This is a genomic window from Tessaracoccus sp. MC1679 (assembly GCF_014164775.1).
Taxonomy (GTDB): Bacteria; Actinomycetota; Actinomycetes; order Propionibacteriales; family Propionibacteriaceae; genus Arachnia.
On sequence record NZ_JACJGB010000002.1, the window covers coordinates 370,156 to 390,444 of the forward strand.

19 protein-coding genes and 1 tRNA gene are annotated in these 20,289 nt (G+C 70.1%); 15 read left to right on the forward strand and 5 right to left on the reverse strand.

Features of this window, described 5'->3' with window-relative positions; genetic code table 11:
- Window positions 1-42 precede the first annotated feature (42 nt).
- Both H5398_RS04945 and serB read left to right on the forward strand, forming a co-directional pair.
- Window positions 43-1,458 carry a S1C family serine protease gene (locus H5398_RS04945; protein WP_182799207.1) on the forward strand — a complete coding sequence of 472 codons (1,416 nt, stop codon included), beginning with the start codon at window positions 43-45 and terminating at the stop codon, window positions 1,456-1,458.
- Window positions 1,459-1,535: 77 nt separating this feature from the next.
- On the forward strand, window positions 1,536-2,411 hold the full coding sequence (gene serB / locus H5398_RS04950; protein ID WP_255443537.1) for a phosphoserine phosphatase SerB: 876 nt from the start codon (window positions 1,536-1,538) through the stop codon (window positions 2,409-2,411).
- A gap of 172 nt (window positions 2,412-2,583) precedes the next feature.
- Here serB and H5398_RS04955 read toward each other — a convergent pair whose 3' ends face one another.
- A complete protein-coding gene (locus H5398_RS04955; RefSeq protein ID WP_182799208.1) occupies window positions 2,584-3,180 on the reverse strand; it encodes a histidine phosphatase family protein in 597 nt (198 codons plus the stop codon).
- Window positions 3,181-3,420: 240 nt separating this feature from the next.
- Here H5398_RS04955 and H5398_RS04960 point away from each other — a divergent pair, with 240 nt between their 5' ends.
- The 4 genes from H5398_RS04960 to H5398_RS04975 all read left to right on the forward strand — a co-directional run bounded on the left by H5398_RS04960 (window position 3,421) and on the right by H5398_RS04975 (window position 7,899).
- Window positions 3,421-4,935, forward strand: a complete 1,515-nt coding sequence (locus H5398_RS04960) for an acetyl-CoA hydrolase/transferase family protein (protein ID WP_182782028.1) — start codon at window positions 3,421-3,423, stop codon at window positions 4,933-4,935.
- 78 nt (window positions 4,936-5,013) lie between these two features.
- Window positions 5,014-5,607, forward strand: coding sequence for a MarC family protein (locus H5398_RS04965; protein ID WP_182799209.1), 594 nt, complete (start codon window positions 5,014-5,016; stop codon window positions 5,605-5,607).
- A 12-nt stretch (window positions 5,608-5,619) separates the two neighbouring features.
- Window positions 5,620-6,792: a M20 family metallopeptidase gene (locus H5398_RS04970; protein ID WP_182799210.1), complete on the forward strand. Its 1,173-nt coding sequence runs from the start codon at window positions 5,620-5,622 to the stop codon at window positions 6,790-6,792.
- A gap of 132 nt (window positions 6,793-6,924) precedes the next feature.
- Complete coding sequence (locus H5398_RS04975) at window positions 6,925-7,899, forward strand: DNA ligase (protein WP_182799211.1); 975 nt, start codon at window positions 6,925-6,927, stop codon at window positions 7,897-7,899.
- A 42-nt stretch (window positions 7,900-7,941) separates the two neighbouring features.
- Here the strand turns inward: H5398_RS04975 and H5398_RS04980 are convergent, their stop codons facing one another.
- Window positions 7,942-8,541 (reverse strand): bifunctional 2-polyprenyl-6-hydroxyphenol methylase/3-demethylubiquinol 3-O-methyltransferase UbiG, encoded by a 600-nt coding sequence (locus tag H5398_RS04980; protein WP_182799212.1) that lies wholly within the window; start codon window positions 8,539-8,541, stop codon window positions 7,942-7,944.
- 64 nt (window positions 8,542-8,605) lie between these two features.
- Between H5398_RS04980 and H5398_RS04985 the strand changes: the two genes are divergently transcribed.
- The 7 genes from H5398_RS04985 (at window position 8,606) to H5398_RS05015 (ending at window position 13,830) form a co-directional block, all read left to right on the forward strand.
- The gene (locus H5398_RS04985; protein ID WP_182782023.1) at window positions 8,606-9,181 is read left to right on the forward strand and encodes a hypothetical protein; all 576 of its coding nucleotides are present in this window, start codon (window positions 8,606-8,608) and stop codon (window positions 9,179-9,181) included.
- A gap of 19 nt (window positions 9,182-9,200) precedes the next feature.
- Window positions 9,201-9,758: a type II toxin-antitoxin system PemK/MazF family toxin gene (locus H5398_RS04990; RefSeq protein WP_182799213.1), complete on the forward strand. Its 558-nt coding sequence runs from the start codon at window positions 9,201-9,203 to the stop codon at window positions 9,756-9,758.
- A 116-nt stretch (window positions 9,759-9,874) separates the two neighbouring features.
- Window positions 9,875-10,888: a methionine ABC transporter ATP-binding protein gene (locus H5398_RS04995; protein ID WP_182782021.1), complete on the forward strand. Its 1,014-nt coding sequence runs from the start codon at window positions 9,875-9,877 to the stop codon at window positions 10,886-10,888.
- Window positions 10,885-11,565, forward strand: coding sequence for a methionine ABC transporter permease (locus H5398_RS05000; RefSeq protein ID WP_182782020.1), 681 nt, complete (start codon window positions 10,885-10,887; stop codon window positions 11,563-11,565). Before H5398_RS04995 ends, H5398_RS05000 begins: the two co-directional genes overlap by 4 nt.
- 93 nt (window positions 11,566-11,658) lie before the next feature.
- Complete coding sequence (locus H5398_RS05005) at window positions 11,659-12,507, forward strand: MetQ/NlpA family ABC transporter substrate-binding protein (RefSeq protein WP_182782019.1); 849 nt, start codon at window positions 11,659-11,661, stop codon at window positions 12,505-12,507.
- 97 nt (window positions 12,508-12,604) lie between these two features.
- Window positions 12,605-13,264 carry an HAD family hydrolase gene (locus tag H5398_RS05010; protein WP_182799214.1) on the forward strand — a complete coding sequence of 220 codons (660 nt, stop codon included), beginning with the start codon at window positions 12,605-12,607 and terminating at the stop codon, window positions 13,262-13,264.
- 11 nt (window positions 13,265-13,275) lie between these two features.
- The gene (locus H5398_RS05015; protein WP_182799215.1) at window positions 13,276-13,830 is read left to right on the forward strand and encodes a dihydrofolate reductase family protein; all 555 of its coding nucleotides are present in this window, start codon (window positions 13,276-13,278) and stop codon (window positions 13,828-13,830) included.
- A gap of 14 nt (window positions 13,831-13,844) precedes the next feature.
- Here the strand turns inward: H5398_RS05015 and H5398_RS05020 are convergent, their stop codons facing one another.
- Window positions 13,845-14,921 carry a GNAT family N-acetyltransferase gene (locus H5398_RS05020; protein ID WP_182799216.1) on the reverse strand — a complete coding sequence of 359 codons (1,077 nt, stop codon included), beginning with the start codon at window positions 14,919-14,921 and terminating at the stop codon, window positions 13,845-13,847.
- A 226-nt stretch (window positions 14,922-15,147) separates the two neighbouring features.
- On the opposite strand from H5398_RS05020, the gene H5398_RS05025 reads away from it, so the two are divergent.
- Window positions 15,148-16,089: a DUF368 domain-containing protein gene (locus H5398_RS05025; protein ID WP_182799217.1), complete on the forward strand. Its 942-nt coding sequence runs from the start codon at window positions 15,148-15,150 to the stop codon at window positions 16,087-16,089.
- Between the two features lie 16 nt (window positions 16,090-16,105).
- On the opposite strand, the gene H5398_RS05030 is transcribed toward H5398_RS05025, so the two are convergent.
- A tRNA-Gly gene (locus tag H5398_RS05030) sits at window positions 16,106-16,179 on the reverse strand.
- 85 nt (window positions 16,180-16,264) lie between these two features.
- On the opposite strand from H5398_RS05030, the gene H5398_RS05035 reads away from it, so the two are divergent.
- Complete coding sequence (locus H5398_RS05035) at window positions 16,265-19,012, forward strand: FAD-binding and (Fe-S)-binding domain-containing protein (protein WP_220489135.1); 2,748 nt, start codon at window positions 16,265-16,267, stop codon at window positions 19,010-19,012.
- A 109-nt stretch (window positions 19,013-19,121) separates the two neighbouring features.
- Here H5398_RS05035 and H5398_RS05040 read toward each other — a convergent pair whose 3' ends face one another.
- Window positions 19,122-20,249 carry a 6-phosphofructokinase gene (locus H5398_RS05040; RefSeq protein ID WP_182799218.1) on the reverse strand — a complete coding sequence of 376 codons (1,128 nt, stop codon included), beginning with the start codon at window positions 20,247-20,249 and terminating at the stop codon, window positions 19,122-19,124.
- Between the last annotated feature and the right edge of the window lie 40 nt (window positions 20,250-20,289).

The following is a 20,289-nucleotide window of genomic DNA, read 5'->3' on the forward strand; positions in this document are numbered from 1 at the left end:
CTTGGTGGGTTACCTGAGGGCATACCCACCAGAGGAGCCGCGATGAGCAACGAGCAGAACCCGAATCCGTGGAGCCGAGACGCCTGGAAGGACGTCGACGCCCCCGGCCAGGACGAGCCCACCACACCCGTGCACCCCGCCGCGCAGTCCGGCGAGCAGCCGGTCCAGCCGCAGGGACCCTCCAGCGAGGGGCAGGGCTTCGTCGCGCAGCAGTTCTCCACGCAGGGCTCCCCCACGCAGGGCCCCCAGCGGCTCGACTTCCCACCGCCGGCCTACCCCTTCGGCCAGCCCTCCGCCTCGTTCGGCGCCTCACCCACCCCCACCGCGACCACACGACCCAAGGGGCGCTCGAGGGTCGCGGGCCTCCTCGCCGTCGCGGTGCTCGCCGCGGGCGTCGGCGGAGGTGCCGGGTTCGGGGCCGCCCGCCTCGCCAGCCAGGACGCGGCCAACGCCGCGGCGAGCGCGTCCTCCTCCACGCTCCCCACCGAGACCCAGGTGGTTCAGGCCGACCCCAACAGCCCCAACTGGACGGTCGTGGCGGACGCGGCCTCCCGCGCCGTCGTGGCCATCCAGGTCACCGGCCAGGACGGATCCGGCGGGCAGGGCTCAGGCGTTGTCATCGACGGCGAGGGTCACATCGTCACCAACAACCATGTCGTCTCCGGCAGCGGCAGCGGCGCCCGGATCGTCGTCCTGCTGGGCGACACGTCCTACGTGGCGGAGATGGTGGGCACGGACCCGTCCACGGACCTGGCTGTGATCAAGCTGGTGGATCCGCCGTCGGACCTCACCGTCATGGCCTACGCGGACGAGACGGAGCTGGCCGTGGGCGATCCCGTGATGGCCATCGGCAACCCCCTCGGGCTGGCGGACACCGTCACCACGGGCATCGTCTCGGCCCTCAACCGGCCCGTCACCACGCGCGCGGTCACCAACAGCACCGTCGGCCAGGGACAGCAGGACGTGGTGGTCACGGCGGCCATCCAGACCAACGCGGCCATCAACCCCGGCAACTCGGGCGGCGCGCTGGTCAACGCCGCGGGCGAACTGGTGGGCATCACCTCCTCGATCGCCTCCCTGGCTTCATCGAGCGACAGCGCCGGCAACATCGGCATCGGATTCGCGATCGGCGCGGACCAGGTGCAGTACGTGGCCGAGCAGCTGATCGCCAACGGTGTCGCCGAACACCCGCAGATCGGGGTCAGCGCCAGCGACATCAACACCACCGGCCGGATGGGCGCTGCCATCGCCGAGGTGGTGCCCGGGTCGCCGGCCGAGGCGGTGGGCATGCAGGTGGGTGATCTCGTCACCGCCGTCAACGGCAACCCTGTCACGTCGACGGAGTCGCTGGTGGCCCTGGTGCGCGCCGGCCGGGTGGGCCGCGACATGACGCTCAGCGTGCTGCGCGACGGCGAGGAGTTGGAGCTCGTCGTCACCCCCATCGCTGCCGCCCGGTGAGCGGCGTCGTGCGCCGTGGCGTCCCACCGTCGGCCGCCGCGCCCGTGCCGGCCGGCTCCCCCGGATAGCCTGGCCCCATGGAGATTCGCGTCACGCTGGCAGCCATGGGGCCTATCCCGGAGTCGCTCGTCGCGCTCGTGCCCACCACCGGGCACGTCATCAGCGACGAGACCCACTACGGGCAGCGGATCAGCATGTTCACCGAGCACGAGGATCCGGCGGCGCTGCGCAGGGCCCTCCGCGCGGTGGCCGGGCCGGTGGCCGTCGGGGTGGTGACCGGGCCCCTGGCCAGGGTCCCCGCCAAGCTGATGCTCATGGACGTGGACTCCACCCTCACCACCACCGAGGCCATCGATCTACTGGCCGAGCACGCCGGGGTCGGCCCGCGGGTGGCGGCGATCACCGAGCGGGCGATGCGCGGCGAGCTGGACTTCGCCCAGTCGCTCGAGGAGCGCGTCGCCACCCTCAAAGGGCTTCCCACCAGCATCTTCACCGCCGTCGGCGAGGCGATGACGCTCTCCAACGGGGCCGCCGAGCTGATCGCCGCGGCCCACGGCTGCGGCGCGAAGGTGGGCGTGACCTCGGGCGGCTTCAGCCAACTCGTCGCCCCGCTGGCCGAGCGCCTCGGGCTGGACTTCTTCAACGCCAACACCCTCGAGACCGAGCTCGTCGACGGCGAGGAGCGGCTGACCGGCCGGGTGACCGGCCCCATCGTCGATCGGGATCAGAAGGCGCGCGATCTCCTCCGCTTCGCCCACGCGGAGGGCGTGGACCCCGCCCTGACGGTCGCGGTGGGCGACGGCGCCAACGACCTGGGCATGTTCGACGCCGCGGGGCTGTCCATCGCCTACTGCGCCAAGCCTGTGACCGCCGCGCACGCCGACGTGGCCATCAACTTCCCCCGCCTCGACGCGGTGGCCGCGTTCGCCTTCAAGAGCGCACCGCTGGCCTAGGGAACCACTGACCAATCATGTCCTGGCTGCGGTGCACCGGATCGGGCGATCTGACACCCCTCCATCTGAATATGGACGTCAAGTACACACACCAGATGTAGTGGCGCCATCTCATCCCGCCCGGCACGTCCTCGCCGAGAACAGCATCGATCAGTGCTTCCCCAGTGTCTCGCTAGCTGTTCCAGCGGACGATCGCCGGCGAGTCCTTCTCCCAGCCCAGCACGCTCAGCGACCCCGTCAGCAATGGGAAGCTGGCGGCCATCTCCACGGGTGCGCCCAGCCACAGCATGGACAGCACCCGCAGCGCGTGCCCATGCCCGAAGATCAGCACCCTCTCCTCGCCGGCTGCGCGGGCCCTGTCGATCGCCCGGCCCAGCCGCTCCACCACATGCTCCTTCGTCTCCCCCTCCGGGAACCCCTCCCGCTCGATGGCAGGGGCGCCGTGGGTCCAGATTCGCCAGCCCGGGACCCGCTCCGCGATCTGCACGCTGGTGAGCCCCTCGCCGGGACCGTAGGACCACTCCACGAGGTCCGGATCGATCTCAGGCGCCGGGAAACCGGCGAGCGCGGCGGTCTCCATCGCGCGGCGACGCGGCGAGCTGAGCACCAGGCCGAAGTGTTCCCCGGCAAGGCGCTCGCCCATCCGTTCGGCGTCGTCACGCCCCTCCGGTAAAAGCCCCAGATCCGTCACGGACGTGTGCCGCCCGACCTGGGACCACTCGGTGGCGCCATGGCGCACGAGCCACAGTTGGGTGCGTGGATTGCTCATCGCTGTCCTCTCGTCGGGCCCGGCTGACCCCTGGGTCCAATCTACGTTTGCCCACCCCCATCCGGGCGGCGTGGTGCATCCTGCAAAGATGGGATGACGGCAGCCCAGCCGGGCTGACCACCCCGTCAGTGCACACCGTTGCACTGGTCTGCCCGCCGATCGGACTAAGTCCCGCGCGGCGGAAATGGCGTGCGTTCGCCGGTAGGGTGAGAGCGCACCGCAAATCTTCAAGGAGGACAGATGTCAGGTCGCATCCGCAACGAGGCATTCAAGCAGAAGGTCATGTCGGCCCACGACGCCGCCGCCCTCGTCCAGAACGGATGGAATGTCGGCTTCTCGGGCTTCACCGGATCCGGCTACCCCAAGGCGTTCCCGGAGGCCCTCGCCGCCATCATCGACGCCCGGCACGGGCACGGCGAAGAGTTCCGGATCGGCGTGTGGACCGGAGCGTCCACTGCCCCCGAGCTCGACGGCGTCCTGGCCCGCACGGGCGGCATCTCGTACCGTGCCCCGTACCAGTCGGATCCCGAGATGCGCAGCGCCATCAACGCCGGCACCTCGTACTACCAGGACATCCACCTCTCCCACATGGGACCCCAGGTGTCGCAGGGCTTCCTCGGCCACCTCAACGTCGCCGTCGTCGAGGCCACCTCCATCACGGCGGAGGGCGACATCGTCCCCTCGTCCTCGGTGGGCATGAACCGCACGTACCTGGACCACGCGGACGCCGTCATCATCGAGGTGAACTCGTGGCAGTCCGAAGAGCTCTTCGGCATGCACGACATCTACTACCCCATCGGCGCGCTGCCGCCCAACCGGGTCCCGCTCCCCATCCAGAACGCCGGGGACCGCATCGGCGGCAAGGTGCTCAAGGTTGATCCCAGCAAGGTGATCGCCATCATCGAGACCAACTCGGCAGACCGCAACACGCCGTTCAAGGGCCTCGACGACGACTCGCGCGCCATCGCAGGTAACTTCCTCGACTTCCTCGGCGCTGAGGTCAAGGCCGGGCGTCTTCCCGAGAACCTGCTTCCGCTGCAATCCGGCGTCGGCAACATCGCAAACGCGGTGCTGGCCGGCCTCCTCGAGGGACCATTCGAGAACCTCACCTCCTACACCGAGGTGATCCAGGACGGCATGGTGGATCTGCTGGACTCCGGCAAGCTGACCGTGGCGTCGGCCACCGCGTTCTCGCTCAGCCCCATCGCCGCCGAGCGGATGAACGACAAGGCTGCTGAGTACCGCAACAAGATCGTGCTCCGCCCCCAGGACGTGTCCAACCACCCCGAGGCCATCCGTCGAATGGGCGTCATCGCCTGCAACGGCATGATCGAGGCGGACATCTACGGCAACGTGAACTCCACCCACGTCATGGGCTCGCGCATGCAGAACGGCATCGGCGGCTCGGGTGACTTCACCCGCAACGGCTGGGTCTCCAGCTTCGTGACGCCGTCGACGGCGAAGGGCGGGGCCATCTCCTGCATCGTTCCGATGGTCAACCACGTGGACCACACCGAGCACGACGTGCAGGTGCTGATCACCGAGCAGGGCCTCGCGGACCTGCGCGGCCTGGCCCCCCGCCAGCGCGCGCTGAAGGTCATCGAGAACTGCGCCCACCCGGACTTCAAGGAGCCGCTGCGCGAGTACGTCAAGCTGGCGGAGAAGAAGGCCAACGGTCAGCACACCCCGCACGACCTTGCCACCGCGCTGGGCTGGCACGTGCGGTTCCTCGAGACCGGCACCATGGTCCCGTGACCTGAGCACAGGCCGCTGACGAGGGCCCCCGCCGTTCGACGGTGGGGGCCCTCCTCTGTCCGGCGATAGGATCCGGCCATGGCCTTGATGCTCTCGTCGTTCGTCACGTTTCTCCTGGTGATGGACCCGTTGGGCAACGCTCCCCTGTTCCTCACCTCCCTCCAGCGCACCAGGCCCGAGCGGCGGCAGTGGGTGATCCTGCGCGAGTGCCTGATCGCCCTGGCCGTGATGGTGGCCTTCCTGTTCCTCGGCCAGTCCATGCTGAGCGTGCTGCACATCGACCAGGCCGCGCTGCAGGCGGCCGGCGGCGTCATTCTGCTGCTCATCTCGATCCGGATGGTCTTCCCCACGTCCGAGCGCAACCTGGCCGAGCCCATGACCCACGATGAGCCGTTCATCGTTCCGTTGGCGGTGCCCTATATCGCCGGGCCGTCGCTGCTGGCGGTCATCGTGGTGCTGGTCAGCCAGGACCCCGGAAACTGGCAGTGGTTCCTCGGCGGGCTGGTCCTGGCCTGGCTGGTGACCGCGGTGACCCTGTACTTCTCCGGCTTCCTGCAGCGTGTCATCGGCACCCGGGCGCTGGTCGCGGTGGAGCGCCTGATGGGCATGATCCTGGTGATCATGGCGGTCCAGATGATGTTCGACGGCACGAAGGCCTTCTTCCTGGCCTGATATGAATTGTCCATGACGCCCGACCTCATCTCCCTGCGCCGCGAACTCCACCAGATCCCGGAGGTGGGGCTTCAACTGCCGCAGACGCAGGCCAGGGTGCTGGAGGCACTGGACGGGCTGCCGCTGGAGATCACGCTCGGGCGGCACGTCACCAGCGTCGTCGGCGTGCTGCGCGGAGGCTTACCCACTGAGGGGAAGCGCCCCGTCGTCCTGCTGAGAGCCGACATGGACGCCCTCCCGGTCGAGGAGCTCACCGGGCTGGACTACGCCTCCACCAACGGCGCCATGCACGCCTGCGGCCACGACCTCCACATGGCCATGCTGATCGGCGCGGCGCACGCGCTGTGCGCCCGCCGCGACTCCCTGGCGGGTGACGTGATCTTCATGTTCCAGCCCGGCGAGGAGGGAGTCGACGGCGCCAGGTTCATGCTGGAGGAGGGGCTGCTGGACGTGGCGGGGTCGCGGCCGGACTGGGTCTACGCCATCCACGTGTGGGCCGCGCTGGATCCGCACGGAGTGTTCTCCACCAAGCCAGGCACCGTGATGGCCAGCTCTGACGTGGCGAAGGTGCGGGTCGTGGGTCGCGGTGGCCACGGTTCGACACCGCAGCTCGCGGCAGATCCGGTGCCGGCGCTGGCGGAGATCGCCCTGGCGCTCAACACCATGGTGACAAGGCGTTTCGACGTGCAGAACCCCGTCGTCGTCACCGTCGGGCTCCTGCAGGCCGGCACCATCGCCAACGTCATCCCCGAGGAGGGCAGGCTGGAGGCCACGCTGCGGACCTTCGACACGTCGGTGCGGGACAAGCTCATCGCCACCATCCCCGAGGTGGTGTCCGGGATCGCATCGGCGCACGGGGTGCGGGGCGACTTCGAGCTGCTGGAGCAGTACCCGGTCACCGTCAACGACGATGCCGAGGCCGACGTCGTGGCGGAGGCGGTGACGGACCTGTTCGGCGAGGATCGACACCTGCGGTGGAAGAACCCGCTGGCCGGCGCCGAGGACTTCTCCCGCCTCCTGCAGGAGGCCCCGGGGTGTTTCATCGGTCTGTCCGCCTGCCCGCCGGACCTGGACCCGCTGACCGCACCGTTCAACCACTCCGCCTACGCCCGCTTCGACGACGCCGTCGTCGCCGACGGGGCGGCGCTGTTCACCGAGTTGGCGCTGCGCAAGATCGGCGCCTGACCGGCGGCCCTCCCGGGCGCGACACGCCGCCTGACCCGCCCGTCGACCACGCTGAGGGCGCTCCCCCACGATTGCAACGGCGTTTCGTGCCCAGCGGGGCGCGGCGGCAGTGTCGCGGGCATGATGGGCGGCATGCGCCCCATGCTCGCCACACCGTCGGCCACCCCCGGCCTTCCGCCGGTTGGCCCGGAGTGGGTGCACGAGATCAAGTGGGACGGGATCCGCGCCCTGGGCGAGATCCGCGACGGCCGGCTGCGGCTGACCAACCGCACCGACGGCGAGATCACGGTGGCGTACCCGGAGGTGGCCGCCGGGGCCGTCGGGCTCCCAGAGGGTGCCGTGCTCGACGGCGAGGTGGTGGCGATGGGCCCCGAGGGGACGCCGTCGTTCCATGCGATCATGCCCCGGATGAACGTCCGCGATGCCCGCCGCGCCGCCCGCTGGGCCGTGGAGCGCCCCGTCACCTTCGTCGTGTTCGACCTGCTGCACCTCGCCGGGACGGACCTCACCCCCCGGCCGCTGCACGAGCGTCGCGCCGCGCTGGACGCCCTCGACCTCAACCGACCCGCTTGGCGGCTCTCGGAGCTCTTCGACGACGGCGCTGAGCTGGCGCACTTCACCCGCGAGGCGGGCCTGGAGGGGGTGATGAGCAAGCGGCGCTCGTCGATCTACCGGCCGGGGGTGCGCAGCGACGACTGGGTCAAGACCCCGCACCGCTCCGAGCTGGTGGTGGTCATCGGCGGGTGGCTGCCGGAGGGCGGCAACGAGCACGCGCTGGGCGCGCTGTGGGTGGGGCAGCCGAGCGACGAGGCCACCTTCGAGGCGCGGCCGGTGCTGTATCCGATGGGGCGGGTGGGCTCCGGACTCGGGCACTCCGACCGGGACACGTTGCTGGCGGTCCTCCGCGACACCGAACGCCCCACTCCCCCGTTCGAGCCCGTTCCGGCGGACCCGGTGGCCCGCCAGGCCCGTTGGGTCGAACCGATGCTGTGCGTGCAGGTGCGCTACCTCAACGTGACGCCCGACGGCGCCCTCCGCCAGCCCGTCCTGCGGGCGCTGCGCCCAGACGTGTCCCCCGTCGAGGCCGCGACTGCGGATCTCCAGTAGCGCACTGGGCCAGGGACACACCGCGACGCTCGGTTCCTCAGGTCAGGGAGCGGCAGTGTCGCGGCGCGCGACGAGCACGATGTCGTCGTGGTGGTGCGCCCCAGCCCCCTCGGCCACGCTCCGTGCGCGCCGCTCGTGCACCAGCACGGTCCAGCCGTCGCCCAACCGCTCGGCCACGTCGTCGGGGTACGCCAGCGTGGCGGGGTCGACGTGCGAGTGCTTCGGGTTGAAGTCCGCGTGGTGCACCACCAGCAGCGCCCCGCCGGGAGCGACGACGGAGGCCAGCGCGTCAACGGCCGGCGAATCCTTGGGCAGGGGCACGTAGAACGCGGAGACGAGGTCGAAGTCATCGTGCGGGAGGGGCGCCTCCCCGATGCTGCCCAGCACCCATTCGACGATGAGGCCGGTGGCCTCCACCGCCCTCTGTCCCCGCTCGATCGCCACCAGCGACGGGTCCAGCGCCGTGACCTCCCAGCCGTGCGTCGCCAGCCAGATGGCGTCGGCGCCCTCCCCGCACCCCACGTCCAGCACGCGCCCGCGGCGAAGCTTCGGCGCCTCCGCGACCAGGGCGGCGTTGGGCTCCCCGCTCCACATTCTGTCGGTATCGCGGTAGGCCTGATCCCAGTCGTGCTCGTGTGGCATGCCCAAGTATCCCGCCGAGCCCGCGCCCCGGGCAACAGTGGCGGGCGCCGGTAGGCTGGAGGCGATGACCGAGCCCCAGCCCATCGCAACGCTCCCGCCCATCGAGGAGCTGCACGGCGACGTGCCCCGCAGCCCGCGCACGGGCGAGCCCACGCGCCCCGCCGTCGTGCTGGTCTCCGCGATCCTTCAGTACCTGGCCGTGGCCGCGCTCGCCGCCGCCTACGGCTGGCACTGGTGGCTGGCGGCGCACCCGGACAGCTACGTCACCTCGGCGCGGCTGATCGAATGGGTGGCGCCCGAGCCGGGAAAGTGGCTGTCACTCACGCTGGAGGGCGGGTTCGCCGCGGCGCTGGTGCTGGCCGGCGGCGCGTGCGGGGTGGTGGGCTTCCAGGCCTGGAACGGGTGGCGATGGACGCGGTGGGGCGGCCTCGTGGCCGTTGCGCTGGCCGGCGGCTTCGCCGCGATCCTCAGCGACTGGGCGTTCATCGGCCTCGGCCTCGCCGTCGTGGGGTGGGCGCTGCTGTTCCTCCCGCCGTCGACGAGGTACTTCCGCCAGTGGGAGCAGGTGCGCGCCATCCGGCCGGAGGCGTACCGCAGGCCCAGCTCCATCTTCTACGGCCGGCTGCCGCGGTTCCGGTGAGGCCCTAGGCTCACTGACCATGGCTTCGAACCCCTTCCTCGACGGCGCCCTCCGCGTGGTCCGCGACGTCGCCCTCCGCGCGATCGACAGGGCCACCGCGCCCCAGGCCCGCCGCCGCGCCACCAGGCGGCCCGCCGAACCCACCCGCTCCCCCCGCCCGCCTGCGGCCTCGGGCGGCTATCCCGGCGACTACCGGCAGGCTCCGACGATCGTGTACAACCCGCACCGCGACGGTCGCCCCGACCCGGGCGAAGTGGTGTGGACCTGGGTGCCGTACGAGGAGGATTCCAGTCAGGGCAAGGACCGGCCCGTGCTCCTGATCGGGCGCGACGGCGGCTGGCTGCTGGGCCTGCAGGTCACCTCGCAGGACCACGACGTCGACGCGGCCCAGGAAGCCGACGCCGGCCGCTACTGGACAGACATCGGCACCGGGGAGTGGGACAATCAGCGCCGCCCCAGCGAGGTGCGAGTGAACCGGATCATCCGGATCGAACCGGACGCGGTCCGCCGCGTGGGCGCCATCCTGGACGAACAGATCTTCGACGCCGTGGCGCGAGAGGTCCGCCGCCACTACTGAGCCGGGCGCCTCAGCCACCGATGACGTTGCGCTGCCGGTGAACATCACCGCCGCCGATTCGGGTCTCCGCCACGGTCCCTGATTGAATAGTGGACCAGAAGCAACGAGAGGCGCCCATGATCACCGTGACGGACCTGACCAAGGTCTACCTCCAGGGCAAGCGCGAGGTGCGCGCCCTGGACGGCGTCACGCTGACGGTCCCCGCCGGCTCCATCCACGGCATCATCGGGCACTCCGGCGCGGGCAAGTCCACGCTCGTGCGCTGCCTCACCCTCCTGGACCGACCCACCTCCGGAACAGTCGAGATCAACGGCGTGGACCTCACCGCGGCCCACGCCGACGCGCTGCGCACGGCCCGTCGTCGCATCGGTCTGGTGTTCCAGCAGGCCAACCTCTTCGATTCGCGCACCATCGCGGACAACGTGGGCTACCCGCTCGAGCTGATCGGGATGCCGAAGGCCGAGCGCGACGCGAAGGTCGCCGAACTCCTCCGCGTGGTCGGCCTCCCGGACTCCGGCCCCGCCTACCCGGCGCAGCTGTCCGGCGGCATGCGTCAGCGGGTCGGCATCGCCCGCGCGCTGGCCACGGAGCCGGACGTCCTGCTGTTCGACGAGCCCACCTCCGCCCTGGACCCGAAGACCACCGACGAGATCCTGGACCTGATTCTGAGCCTCAAGGGTCGCGACGGCCTCGCCGTGCTCGTCATCACCCACGAGATGCACGTGGTGAAGAAGATCTGTGATTCGGTGTCGCTGCTCGACGGGGGCCGCATCGTCGAGTCCGGCCCCCTCGTCGAAGTCGTCAACAGCCTTGACTCCCGGCTCGCCGAGGCGCTGCTCGGCATTCCGCCTCACGCCCCGCTGGATGCCGTGCACGGCACCTACGTCGACGTGCTCTCCTCAGGTGAGAAGGCCGCCATGCCCGTGGTGGCGCACACCTCACACGAGGTGGGCGCCGAGCTCAACATCGTGGCCGGGAGCGTGGAGCACCTCGCCGGCACCACCTTCTCCCACCTGCGGATCTCGGTCCCCCCCGGCACTGACCCGCAGCGGGTGATCGAGCTGCTGCGCGCCCAGGGCGCCGACGCGAAGCTCACCTCCCGCAGCGCGATTGAGGGGTCGGCGCAGTGATTCTCCTCGAGACCTGGTTCAACAACCCCGCCCTGCAGAAGGCGCTCCTTCCCGCCATCTGGGAGACGCTCCTCATGATGGGCATCACCAGCCTCGCCACCGTGCTGATCGGGCTGCCGCTCGGCGTGGTGTTGTACGTCACGCAGAAGGGCGCGCTCGGGGAGAACCGTGCCCTCAACTTCGTGCTCTCGAACATCGTGGTCAACATCACGAGGTCCATTCCCTACGCCATCCTGATGCTCGCGCTGATCCCCTTCACGCGCTGGATCGTCGGCACCTCCTTGGGCCCCATCGCGGCGTCGGTGTCGCTGGCGATCGCGGCGATCCCGTTCTTCGCGCGCCTCGTCGAGACCGCGCTGCGCGAGGTGCACCCCGGCAAGCTGGACGCCGCCCACGCGATGGGCTCCTCGAAGATGCAGTCCATAACGAAGGTCCTCATCCCTGAGGCCCTCCCTGGGCTGGTGGCGGGTATCACCACCACGGTGGTGACCATCATCGGCTACTCGGCGATGGCCGGACTGGTAGGCGGCGGTGGCCTGGGGCGCCTCGCCTACAACTACGGCTTCCAGCGCTTCTCGCCCGATGTCATGGTCATCACGGTGATCCTGATCGTCATCCTGGTGCAGGGCGTCCAATGGCTCGGCGACCGGATCAGCCGGGCCGTGGACCACCGCTAAGACCTTCCCACCCTGTGGGAGACCAGCTCCGCGCTGGACAGAAAGAAACTGGCCAACTTGTTGTCGGCCCCGAACAGAGAGGGACTCCTCCTGATGCACAAGATTCTCACCACGATCGCTGCCTCCGTGGCAGCCGCCATGACCCTGACGGCGTGCGGCGGAAGCGCCACCCCGTCGACCTCGGGCGAAGCGTCCTCGGCCGCCTCCGGCGAGGTGATCAGCCTCGTCGTCGGCGCCAGCCCGGTGCCCCACGCCAAGATCCTCGAGTTCGTCCGCGACAATCTCGCCGAGGAAGCCGGCCTGGAGATCGAGATCCGCGAATTCGACGACTACGTCCTCCCCAACGAGGCGCTCGCCTCAGAGGAGCTGGACGCCAACTACTTCCAGCACCTCCCGTACCTGGAGAGCCAGATCGCGGACAAGGGCTACGAGTTCACCGCCGGCGAGGGCGTCCACATCGAGCCGCTGAAGCTGTTCTCGGACAAGCACGACTCCGTCGACGCCATCCCCGACGGCGCCACCATCGCGATCACCAACGACGTCTCCAACCAGTACCGCGGCCTCAAGCTGCTCGAGAAGGCCGGGCTGCTGACCGAGGTGCCGTCGGATGCCACCGTGCTGACCCTCACCGAGGATGCGAACCCGAAGGGGTTCCAGTTCGAGGAGACCCAGCCCGAGGTCGTCGTGCAGCAGATGTCGGACCCCGCCGTCGACGCGGCCGTGATCAACGCCAACTTCATCCTCACCGCCGGCCTGGACCCCAACGAGGCCATCGAGTCCGAAGAGGTTGAGGGCAACCCGTACGCCAACATGCTCGTGTGGCGCACCGGCGACGAGAACCCCGGCATCGCGACGCTGGAGGAGCTCCTGCACTCCACCGAGGTGGCGGACTTCATCGCCGAAACCTGGCCGTCCGGCGACGTGATCCCCGGAAACGCCTGATCCCTGTGACGTTGAGGGGCCGTCGAGCACACTGCTCGGCGGCCCCTCATCACGTCCGGGCCGACGTTGGTGGGCCGGGCGGCATTAGGCTGGCGGGGTGAACAGCTCGCGCGCGGTCCTCTTCGACCTGGACGGCACCCTCGCCGACACGGTCCCCCTCATCGCCCAACACATCAGCGACACCCTGAACTCGCACGGCATCGCGTGCGTGCCGCAGGACGTGTACCCCCTCATCGGGCGGCCCATCGAGGACGCCATGGCCGAGCTGCACGAGTTCGCCGACGACGGGGTCCGCATGCGGGCGATCATCCTGGAGTACCGGGGCGCCCTGCACCAGGCGGTCAACGAGGCAGGCCCGTCGCTTGTCCTGCCGGGCGTGCGGGCCATGCTGCACGAACTGCGCGCCGGTGGCTACGCGATCGGGGTCGTCACGGCCAAGGGCGGTCCGCAGGCGGCCCACCTGCTGACCATCACCGAGCTTCGCCATCTGATCGACACGGTGGTCAGCACCGACGACGTGGACCGCGGCAAGCCGGCCCCCGATTCGGCGTTCGTGGGGCTGGAGCGTCTGGGCGCCGTCGCGGCCGAGACGTGGTACGTCGGCGACGCGACCTCCGACATGGACATGGCGCTGGCCGCGGGGATGCGTGCCATGGGCATCACGACGGGCGCCGCGACCCGCGACGAGCTGGAGTCCGCGGGGGCCGAGGTCGTCGTCGATACAGCAGCCGAGGTCAGCCGCCTGATCCTCGATTAGGCTTGCCCGGCATGGGACGCATCGTGTTCGACACTGCCACCAGCTTCAACGGTTTCATCGCCGACGAGGACAACTCCCTGGCGTGGCTCTTCGCGGTCGCGGGTGGTGACCACCCGGATGAGGGCCTCTTCCCGTCCGACGCCGCCGTGATGGTGGAGGGATCCACCACGTATGAATGGGTTCTTGCCGAGTCCGACATCCTCGCCCACCCGGAGAAGTGGGCCGAGTTCCACGGCGATCGCCCCACCTTCGTCTTCACCACCCGAAGCCTCCCGGTCCCCGCCGGGGCGGACATCCGGTTCGTGTCCGGATCCGTGTCCGAGGCGCTGCCCGCCATCAGGGAGGCCGCCGGGGACGGCGACATCTGGGTGGTCGGCGGCGGCGATCTGGCCGGCCAGTTCCTGGACGCCGGAGCGCTGGACGAGATCGCGCTGTCGGTGGCCCCGGTGGCGCTGACCGGTGGGGCGCCGCTGTTTCCCCGCCGCGTCGAGTCGAGCCGCCTGCAGCTGGTGTCAGCCACTGCCTTCGGCCAGTTCGCGCGGCTCCTCTACCGGGTGCAGAGCTGAGGGGCCGAGAGCGCTCAGGGCAGGTCTCCCCCGGATGAGAGCTGCGCCTCGAAGCCCCCGCTGATCAGGATGGGGTAGAACCCCAGCGCCTCGTTGACGTCGAGCATGTACCGGTTCTCGGCCGCGTTCCAGGTGACGATCGACGTAGCCGTCGGGACCGTCTGCCGCACCTGCAGGAGGTTGGCAGCCTTCACCAGCATCCCGAGGCGGCGGCCCCGGTGCTCGGGGAGCACGATCGTGTCGTACTGATCCACGAACGCCTCGGGATTGCTGCGGTCCAGGACCATCTCGCTGACCGCCGCGACAGTCCCGCTGGGCACGTGTCGGACGACGGCGTGGAAGAGCCGGTTGGTCAGCAGGGTCACGCGCTCGCGCTCCCGGAGCCTGGCGGCATCCCAGGTGGTCTCGACGACGGCGAGGTCACCCAGCGGCTGGTCCACGGCCATCCGCTCCTTCAGCACCGCCTGGCCGGCCAGCAGCTCCTCGGGGGACGGCCCCTCCCAGGCGAGCACCTCATACTCGTCTCCCGCCCTGGCCTGCGCCTCGGCGAGGGCCCCAGCCGGGTCCACCAGCGGGGTCGCGAAGTCGTAGCGGCTGACCCGCTCGACGATGCCGAGTCTCAGTCCGTGTTTGAGGGCGAGGCGCACACCGGGATGGTCCGGGTCTATCGCGCCGTGGCCCGACGGCGGAGACAGCGTGGCGCCGTCGCTGATGGGGGTCTCCACCCACGCCTTCACCCTGGTCAGGCCTGGCGGCGGGTCGGCCTTGAAGGACTCGATCAGTGCGGTGGCCACGCCCCGGCTGCGGTGTTCGGGGAGGACGTAGACGGCGACGGTGGCGCTGTCCGGGGAGTCGACGAGCGAGGTCCCGGCCGCGAGGAAGCCCGCCGGGGCGCCGTCGACGTAGGCCAGCCACCGCCGGTGCACAGACTCGGTGTCCTCCCGCTCGGAGGCGAGGTGGGATTCGTCGTCGACGTCCCACTGCGGGCCGCCGATGAGCTCGCGTTCGTTGGCGCGGATGAGCGTGCAGAGATCCCGCCACGACGGCTCGGTGTGGGTGTCGGGCAACGGGAGCGGCACGATGTGGAGCACGGAGTCGAGCCTAGCCCGAGGGGGCTGGGCGGGGTCGTGCACGAAACGCCGCGTGTCGCGCGCCCCGTCGTCGCAGGGGAACCCGACCGACGGTTCCGACGGCGTGTCGTGCACAGCTGATGGCGTCGGCTCGACGGTGGGGCGGGTGTGGACGCGGCGGCCGCAGATTGGCACGCGCCAAGCCGGAACGTAGGGTGGGAGCCTTGAAGACAGAGAAGAGGCGCCCATGACCGCACACACCCACCGCGAGTCGGTCGTCGACCGGCCGGACTCCCCCCGCTCGTGGCTCGCTCGGCTGCTGAAGGGGATCGCGGTCGGCGTCGGCGCCATCCTGCCCGGGCTGTCGGGCGGCGTTCTGGCGGTGATCTTCGGACTCTACGACCCGATGATCCGGTTCCTCGCCAACGTCCGTCACCACTTCGTGCGCAACGTGCTGTTCTTCATCCCCATCGGGATCGGCATGGGGATCGGCGTGCTGGGTTTCTCCGTCGTGGTGGAGGCCGCCTTCGCCTCCTACGCGGCGCAGTTCACCTGCCTGTTCATCGGGTTCGTGATCGGTACGTTCCCGTCGCTGTACCGGCAGGCCGGCCGTCACGGGCGCACGCCCACGCACCTGGCGATCATGGGCGCCGCCGCCGCCGGGATCTTCCTGCTCATGCTCGCGGGCGGCCAGATGCTGGTCCAGGTGCCGCCAAGCATCCCCGTCTGGTTCGGTTCCGGCGCACTGATCGGCCTGGGCGTCATCGTGCCGGGCATGTCGCCGTCGAACTTCCTCATCTACTTCGGCCTCTACGACAAGATGGCCACCGGCATCAAGGACTTCGACCTGGCGGTGACCATTCCCCTGTTCCTGGGAGTGGTGGCCTGCGTCCTGCTCCTCGCGAAGGGTGCCGCGTGGCTGTTCGACCGCTACTTCGGCGGCATGTACCACTTCATCCTGGGCATGGTGATCGGCTCATCCCTGGCGATCTTCCCCACGGTCGTGTTCCCCGCCTTCTCGGCGGAGGGTCTGGAATCGAGCGGGTTGAGCCTCACCACCGCGGTGCTGTTCGCGGTGGCCATGCTGGTGGTGGGCACCGTCGCGTCGTTCCTGTTCAGCAAGTTCGAGGACACGGTCAGCGACAAGCGCCACGAGATCGAGGAATCGGCCAAGGCCGTCGACGCATGAGGCCAAAATGCCGCTGTGGAGCGGGCGACGGGAATCGAACCCGCGTATCAAGCTTGGGAAGCTAGCGCTCTACCATTGAGCTACGCCCGCGTGGGCCCTAGGTTAGCAAAGAAATCGTGCCCTCCTCCAACCGGCCTCTCGGACTCGCCACCCCACCCTGGGTAGGCTGAGCGACGTGGCTAGGGCACAGACCGGAATCGAGCCGGATCAGCGCGCCATCACCCGCCTCGCCATGGCCCACGACGCCTCCCCCTTCCTCCTCATGCCCTCCGGCGTGGTTACCCCGGAGACCGTGGAGGACGTGGCGGCGCTCATGGTCCACGCCGTGGAGACCCGCCAGCCGATCACCTTCCGGGCCGGCGGCACCAGCCTCTGCGGGCAGGCCATCACGTCGGGCCTGCTCGTCGACGTGCGCCGCAACTTCCGCGACATCGAGGTCCTCGACGGCGGCGCCCGCGTCCGCGCGGGGGCCGGAGCGACGCTCCGCGCGGTCAACGCCCGGCTGGCGCGCCACGGGCGTCGCCTCGGGCCGGACCCCACCAGCGACATCGCCTGCACCATCGGGGGCATCGTCGCCAACAACTCCAGCGGCATGCTCTCCGGCGTGGCGCAGAACAGCTACCACACCCTCGAATCCATGGTCTTCGTGCTGCCCAGCGGCCGGATCGTCGACACCGCAGACCCGACGGCGGACATCACTCTCCGTCTCGAGGAGACCCCCCTGGTGGGCGGGCTGCACATGCTGCGCAAGCGGTTGCGGACCACACCGTCGTCCATCGCGGACATCAACCGGCTGTTCGCCATCAAGAACACCATGGGGTACGGCCTGAACGCGCTGCTCGAGTTCCACCGCCCCGTCGACATCATCGCGCACCTCCTCATCGGCAACGAGGGCACGCTCGGCTTCGTGGCCGAGGCCACGTTCCGCACGGTTCCCCTGGCCCCGCACACGGCGGCCGCGCTGGCGCTGTTCCCCACCCTCGACGCCGCCACCGCCGCGGTGCAGGGGCTCGTCGAGCACGGATTCGAGGCCATCGAGCTGATGGACGCCGCCTCGCTCCGCGTGGCGCGCACGCAGCCCGGGGCACCGGCGCTGCTCCGCGAACGTGAGCTGACCACCGAGGCCGCGCTGCTCGTCGAGCTGCACGAGGTGGACGAGCAGGTCCTGGCCGCGCGCCTCGACGCGGCAGCAGCCGAGCTCACCGGGCTCGACGTGGTGGGCAGCGTGGAGCTGACCACGGAGGTCCGCCACCGCAACGCACTCGTCGAGCTGCGCCGCGGGCTGTACGCGCTGGTCGCCGGAGCCCGCCCCTCAGGCTCCACCACCCTGCTCGAGGACATCTGCGTGCCCCCGAAGGAGTTCGCCGCCACCTGCCGCGACCTCGCGGACCTCCTTCAGCGCCACGGGTACGACGACGCGCCGCTGTTCGCGCACGGCCGCGACGGCAATATCCACTTCCTGCTCAGCGAGCGCTTCGACGACCCCGCCGGCCTTCTGCGCTACCGCAAGTTCACCCGCCAGTTGGTGCGCCTCACCCTCCGCCACCACGGGGTCCTCAAGGCGGAGCACGGCACCGGGCGCGCCATGGCGCCCTTCCTGCGCGACCAATACGGCGACGAGCTGTATGAGGTGATGCGCGAGATCAAGCACCTGTTCGACCCGGCCGGGGTGCTCAACCCGGGCGTCCTCATCTCCGATGACCCGGATGCGCACCTCAAGGACCTCAAGCTCATGCCCACCATCGAGCCCGAGGTCGATGCGTGCATCGAGTGCGGCTTCTGTGAGCCGGTGTGCCCGTCACGGGACCTCACCCTCACGCCCCGGCAGCGGATCGTGCTGCGCCGCGAGCTGACCGCCCGGAAGGACGACGTGGAGCTCCTGCGTCAGGTGGCCGAGGAGTACGACTATGCGGCCATCGACACGTGCGCCGTCGACGGCATGTGCGAGGTGGCGTGCCCATTAGGCATCAACACCGGTGACCTGGTCCGCCGGCAGCGCGAGGAGCGGGTGGGCGGCGTCGAGAGGCGCGCGTGGAATCAGGCAGCCCGCACGTGGGGCCTGGCCACGCGGATGGGCTCGGCCGCCCTCACCGTGGCGAAGTCGACGGGGCCCCTGGCCACCGCCGCCACCAGGCTCGGGCGCAGGGCGCTGGGCGAGGACGCCATCCCCGGGTACGACGAGGACCTCCCCCGGGGCTCCGGGCTGCGCAGGAGGCCCCGTCGCCGCGACCGTCCCCGCCCCGGCGTCGCGGCCGTGTACTTCCCGTCCTGCCTGCAGACGATGTTCGCCCCGACGGGGCAGGGCGTGTTCTCCGCCTTCAACGAGCTGTGCGTGCGGGCGGGCGTGCCGGTGTCGCTGCTCGACGCCGAGGCGCTGTGCTGCGGCTCGCCCTGGAGGGCCAAGGGCTACACCGACGGTTACGACACGATGCAGCGCCGCGTCCGCTCGGCGCTCAAATGGGGCGGCGACGCCACCGTCGTGGTGGACGCCTCCAGCTGCACGGACGCCTTGACGCGCATGACGGAGGGCTGGACGCCCACCGTCGTGGACGTGGTGACGTTCGCCGCTCAGCAGCTGCTGCCGCGCCTGGAGGTGACCCGCTCCCTGCCGTCGCTCGTGCTGCACCCCACCTGCTCGTCGACGCGGATGGACGTCAACGACGATCTGCGCCGGATCGCAGAGTTCATCAGCGACGACGAGGTGACGGTGCCGCCGTCGTGGGGCTGCTGCGGGTTCGCCGGCGACCGAGGCCTGCTGCACCCCGAGCTGACCGAGAGCGCAACCCGGGACCAGGCTGCGGAGGTCAAGGACGGGTTCTTCGCCTACGCGTCGCTCAACCGGACGTGCGAGATCGCGATGTCGCGGGCGACGGGCCGCACCTACGTGCACATCCTCGAGCTGCTGGCCGAGGCCACCCGCTGATCTACCCACTTCAGTCGGTGGCGCCGCGGCCGGGCCCTGCAGGAATCTATCCAGAGCGCGCTATCTGTGGATATACACAGAAGCCGCGCTCTGGATAGATTCCTGCAGATCAGTCCCCGAGTCCGGTGCCCACTCCCCGGGCGGCTCTGATCCAGGCGTGATCCCTGGGCACGACCTTCAGGTTTCCAGCCACCTCACCCAAGGGCACGGGGACCGCCTCGCCTGCCTGCGACGCCACCGTCACGCCGTACTCCCCCGCAGCGACGAGGTCCGCGCCCGCTGAGCCGAGCAGGGTGCCCAGCAGCCTGTCGTTGGCGTCCGGGATGCCGCCGCGCTGGACGTAGCCGAGGATGGTGACGCGGGACTCGAGGCCCGTGGCCTGCTCAAGTGCGGTGGCCACCTTGAACGCGTTGTCGCGGTGGCTTGCCTCGATGGAGGCCTTGTGGGCCGCAGCGGCCGACTTGGCCTCCGGCGAGGACGCGGCCTTCTTCAGCGCCTCGGCCGCCTGCAGGTCCGCGGTGTCCTGAATGTCGCGGGCGCCCTCGGCGATGGCGATCACGGAGAAGTTGCGGCCGGAGTCCGCGCGCTTCTTGATGGAGGCGGCCATCGAGTCGATGTCGTAGGGGATCTCGGGGATGAGGATGATGTCCGCGCCGCCGGCGATCCCCGACCCGAGCGCCAGCCAGCCGGCCTTGTGGCCCATGATCTCGGCGATGATCACGCGGTGGTGCGAGTGGGCCGTCGAATGAAGGCGGTCGATGGCCTCCGTCGCGATGCCCAGCGCCGTGGAGAAGCCGAAGCTGGTATCGGTGTGGGCGATGTCGTTGTCGATGGTCTTGGGCAAGTGGATGACGTTGAGGCCCGCCTGCATCAGCCGGTTGGCGTTCTTGGCCGTGCCGCCGCCGCCGATGCACACCAACGCGTCCAGCTTGTTCTTCTCGAAGTTCTCGATGATGGTGGGCACCATGTCGCGGACCTCGCCGTCGACCATCATCTTGTGCGGCTTGTCACGCGACGTGCCGAGCACGGTGCCCCCGATGGTGAGGATGCCGGACAGTGCGGAGGCGTCGAGAACCTGCCAGCGGTCCTCGGCGAGCCCGCGGATGCCGTCGCGGAAACCGATCAGCTCCATGCCGTGCTCGCCGATCGCGGACTTTCCGAAACCCCGGATGGCGGCGTTCAGGCCGGGCGAATCGCCGCCGGCGGTCAGGATTCCCACTCGCTTGTTCGCACCCATGACAGGCCTCCTCGTGTCTGGCCCAACCCTACCGAGCGGG

Bases quoted from the DNA above. Each gene is read 5' to 3' on its own strand.
- H5398_RS04945 (WP_182799207.1), top strand. From the start codon at position 43: ATGAGCAACGAGCAGAACCCGAATCCGTGGAGCCGAGACGCCTGGAAG.
- serB (WP_255443537.1), top strand. From the start codon at position 1,536: ATGGAGATTCGCGTCACGCTGGCAGCCATGGGGCCTATCCCGGAGTCG.
- H5398_RS04955 (WP_182799208.1), bottom strand. From the start codon at position 3,180: ATGAGCAATCCACGCACCCAACTGTGGCTCGTGCGCCATGGCGCCACC.
- H5398_RS04960 (WP_182782028.1), top strand. From the start codon at position 3,421: ATGTCAGGTCGCATCCGCAACGAGGCATTCAAGCAGAAGGTCATGTCG.
- H5398_RS04965 (WP_182799209.1), top strand. From the start codon at position 5,014: ATGGCCTTGATGCTCTCGTCGTTCGTCACGTTTCTCCTGGTGATGGAC.
- H5398_RS04970 (WP_182799210.1), top strand. From the start codon at position 5,620: ATGACGCCCGACCTCATCTCCCTGCGCCGCGAACTCCACCAGATCCCG.
- H5398_RS04975 (WP_182799211.1), top strand. From the start codon at position 6,925: ATGCGCCCCATGCTCGCCACACCGTCGGCCACCCCCGGCCTTCCGCCG.
- H5398_RS04980 (WP_182799212.1), bottom strand. From the start codon at position 8,541: ATGCCACACGAGCACGACTGGGATCAGGCCTACCGCGATACCGACAGA.
- H5398_RS04985 (WP_182782023.1), top strand. From the start codon at position 8,606: ATGACCGAGCCCCAGCCCATCGCAACGCTCCCGCCCATCGAGGAGCTG.
- H5398_RS04990 (WP_182799213.1), top strand. From the start codon at position 9,201: ATGGCTTCGAACCCCTTCCTCGACGGCGCCCTCCGCGTGGTCCGCGAC.
- H5398_RS04995 (WP_182782021.1), top strand. From the start codon at position 9,875: ATGATCACCGTGACGGACCTGACCAAGGTCTACCTCCAGGGCAAGCGC.
- H5398_RS05005 (WP_182782019.1), top strand. From the start codon at position 11,659: ATGCACAAGATTCTCACCACGATCGCTGCCTCCGTGGCAGCCGCCATG.
- H5398_RS05015 (WP_182799215.1), top strand. From the start codon at position 13,276: ATGGGACGCATCGTGTTCGACACTGCCACCAGCTTCAACGGTTTCATC.
- H5398_RS05025 (WP_182799217.1), top strand. From the start codon at position 15,148: ATGACCGCACACACCCACCGCGAGTCGGTCGTCGACCGGCCGGACTCC.
- H5398_RS05040 (WP_182799218.1), bottom strand. From the start codon at position 20,249: ATGGGTGCGAACAAGCGAGTGGGAATCCTGACCGCCGGCGGCGATTCG.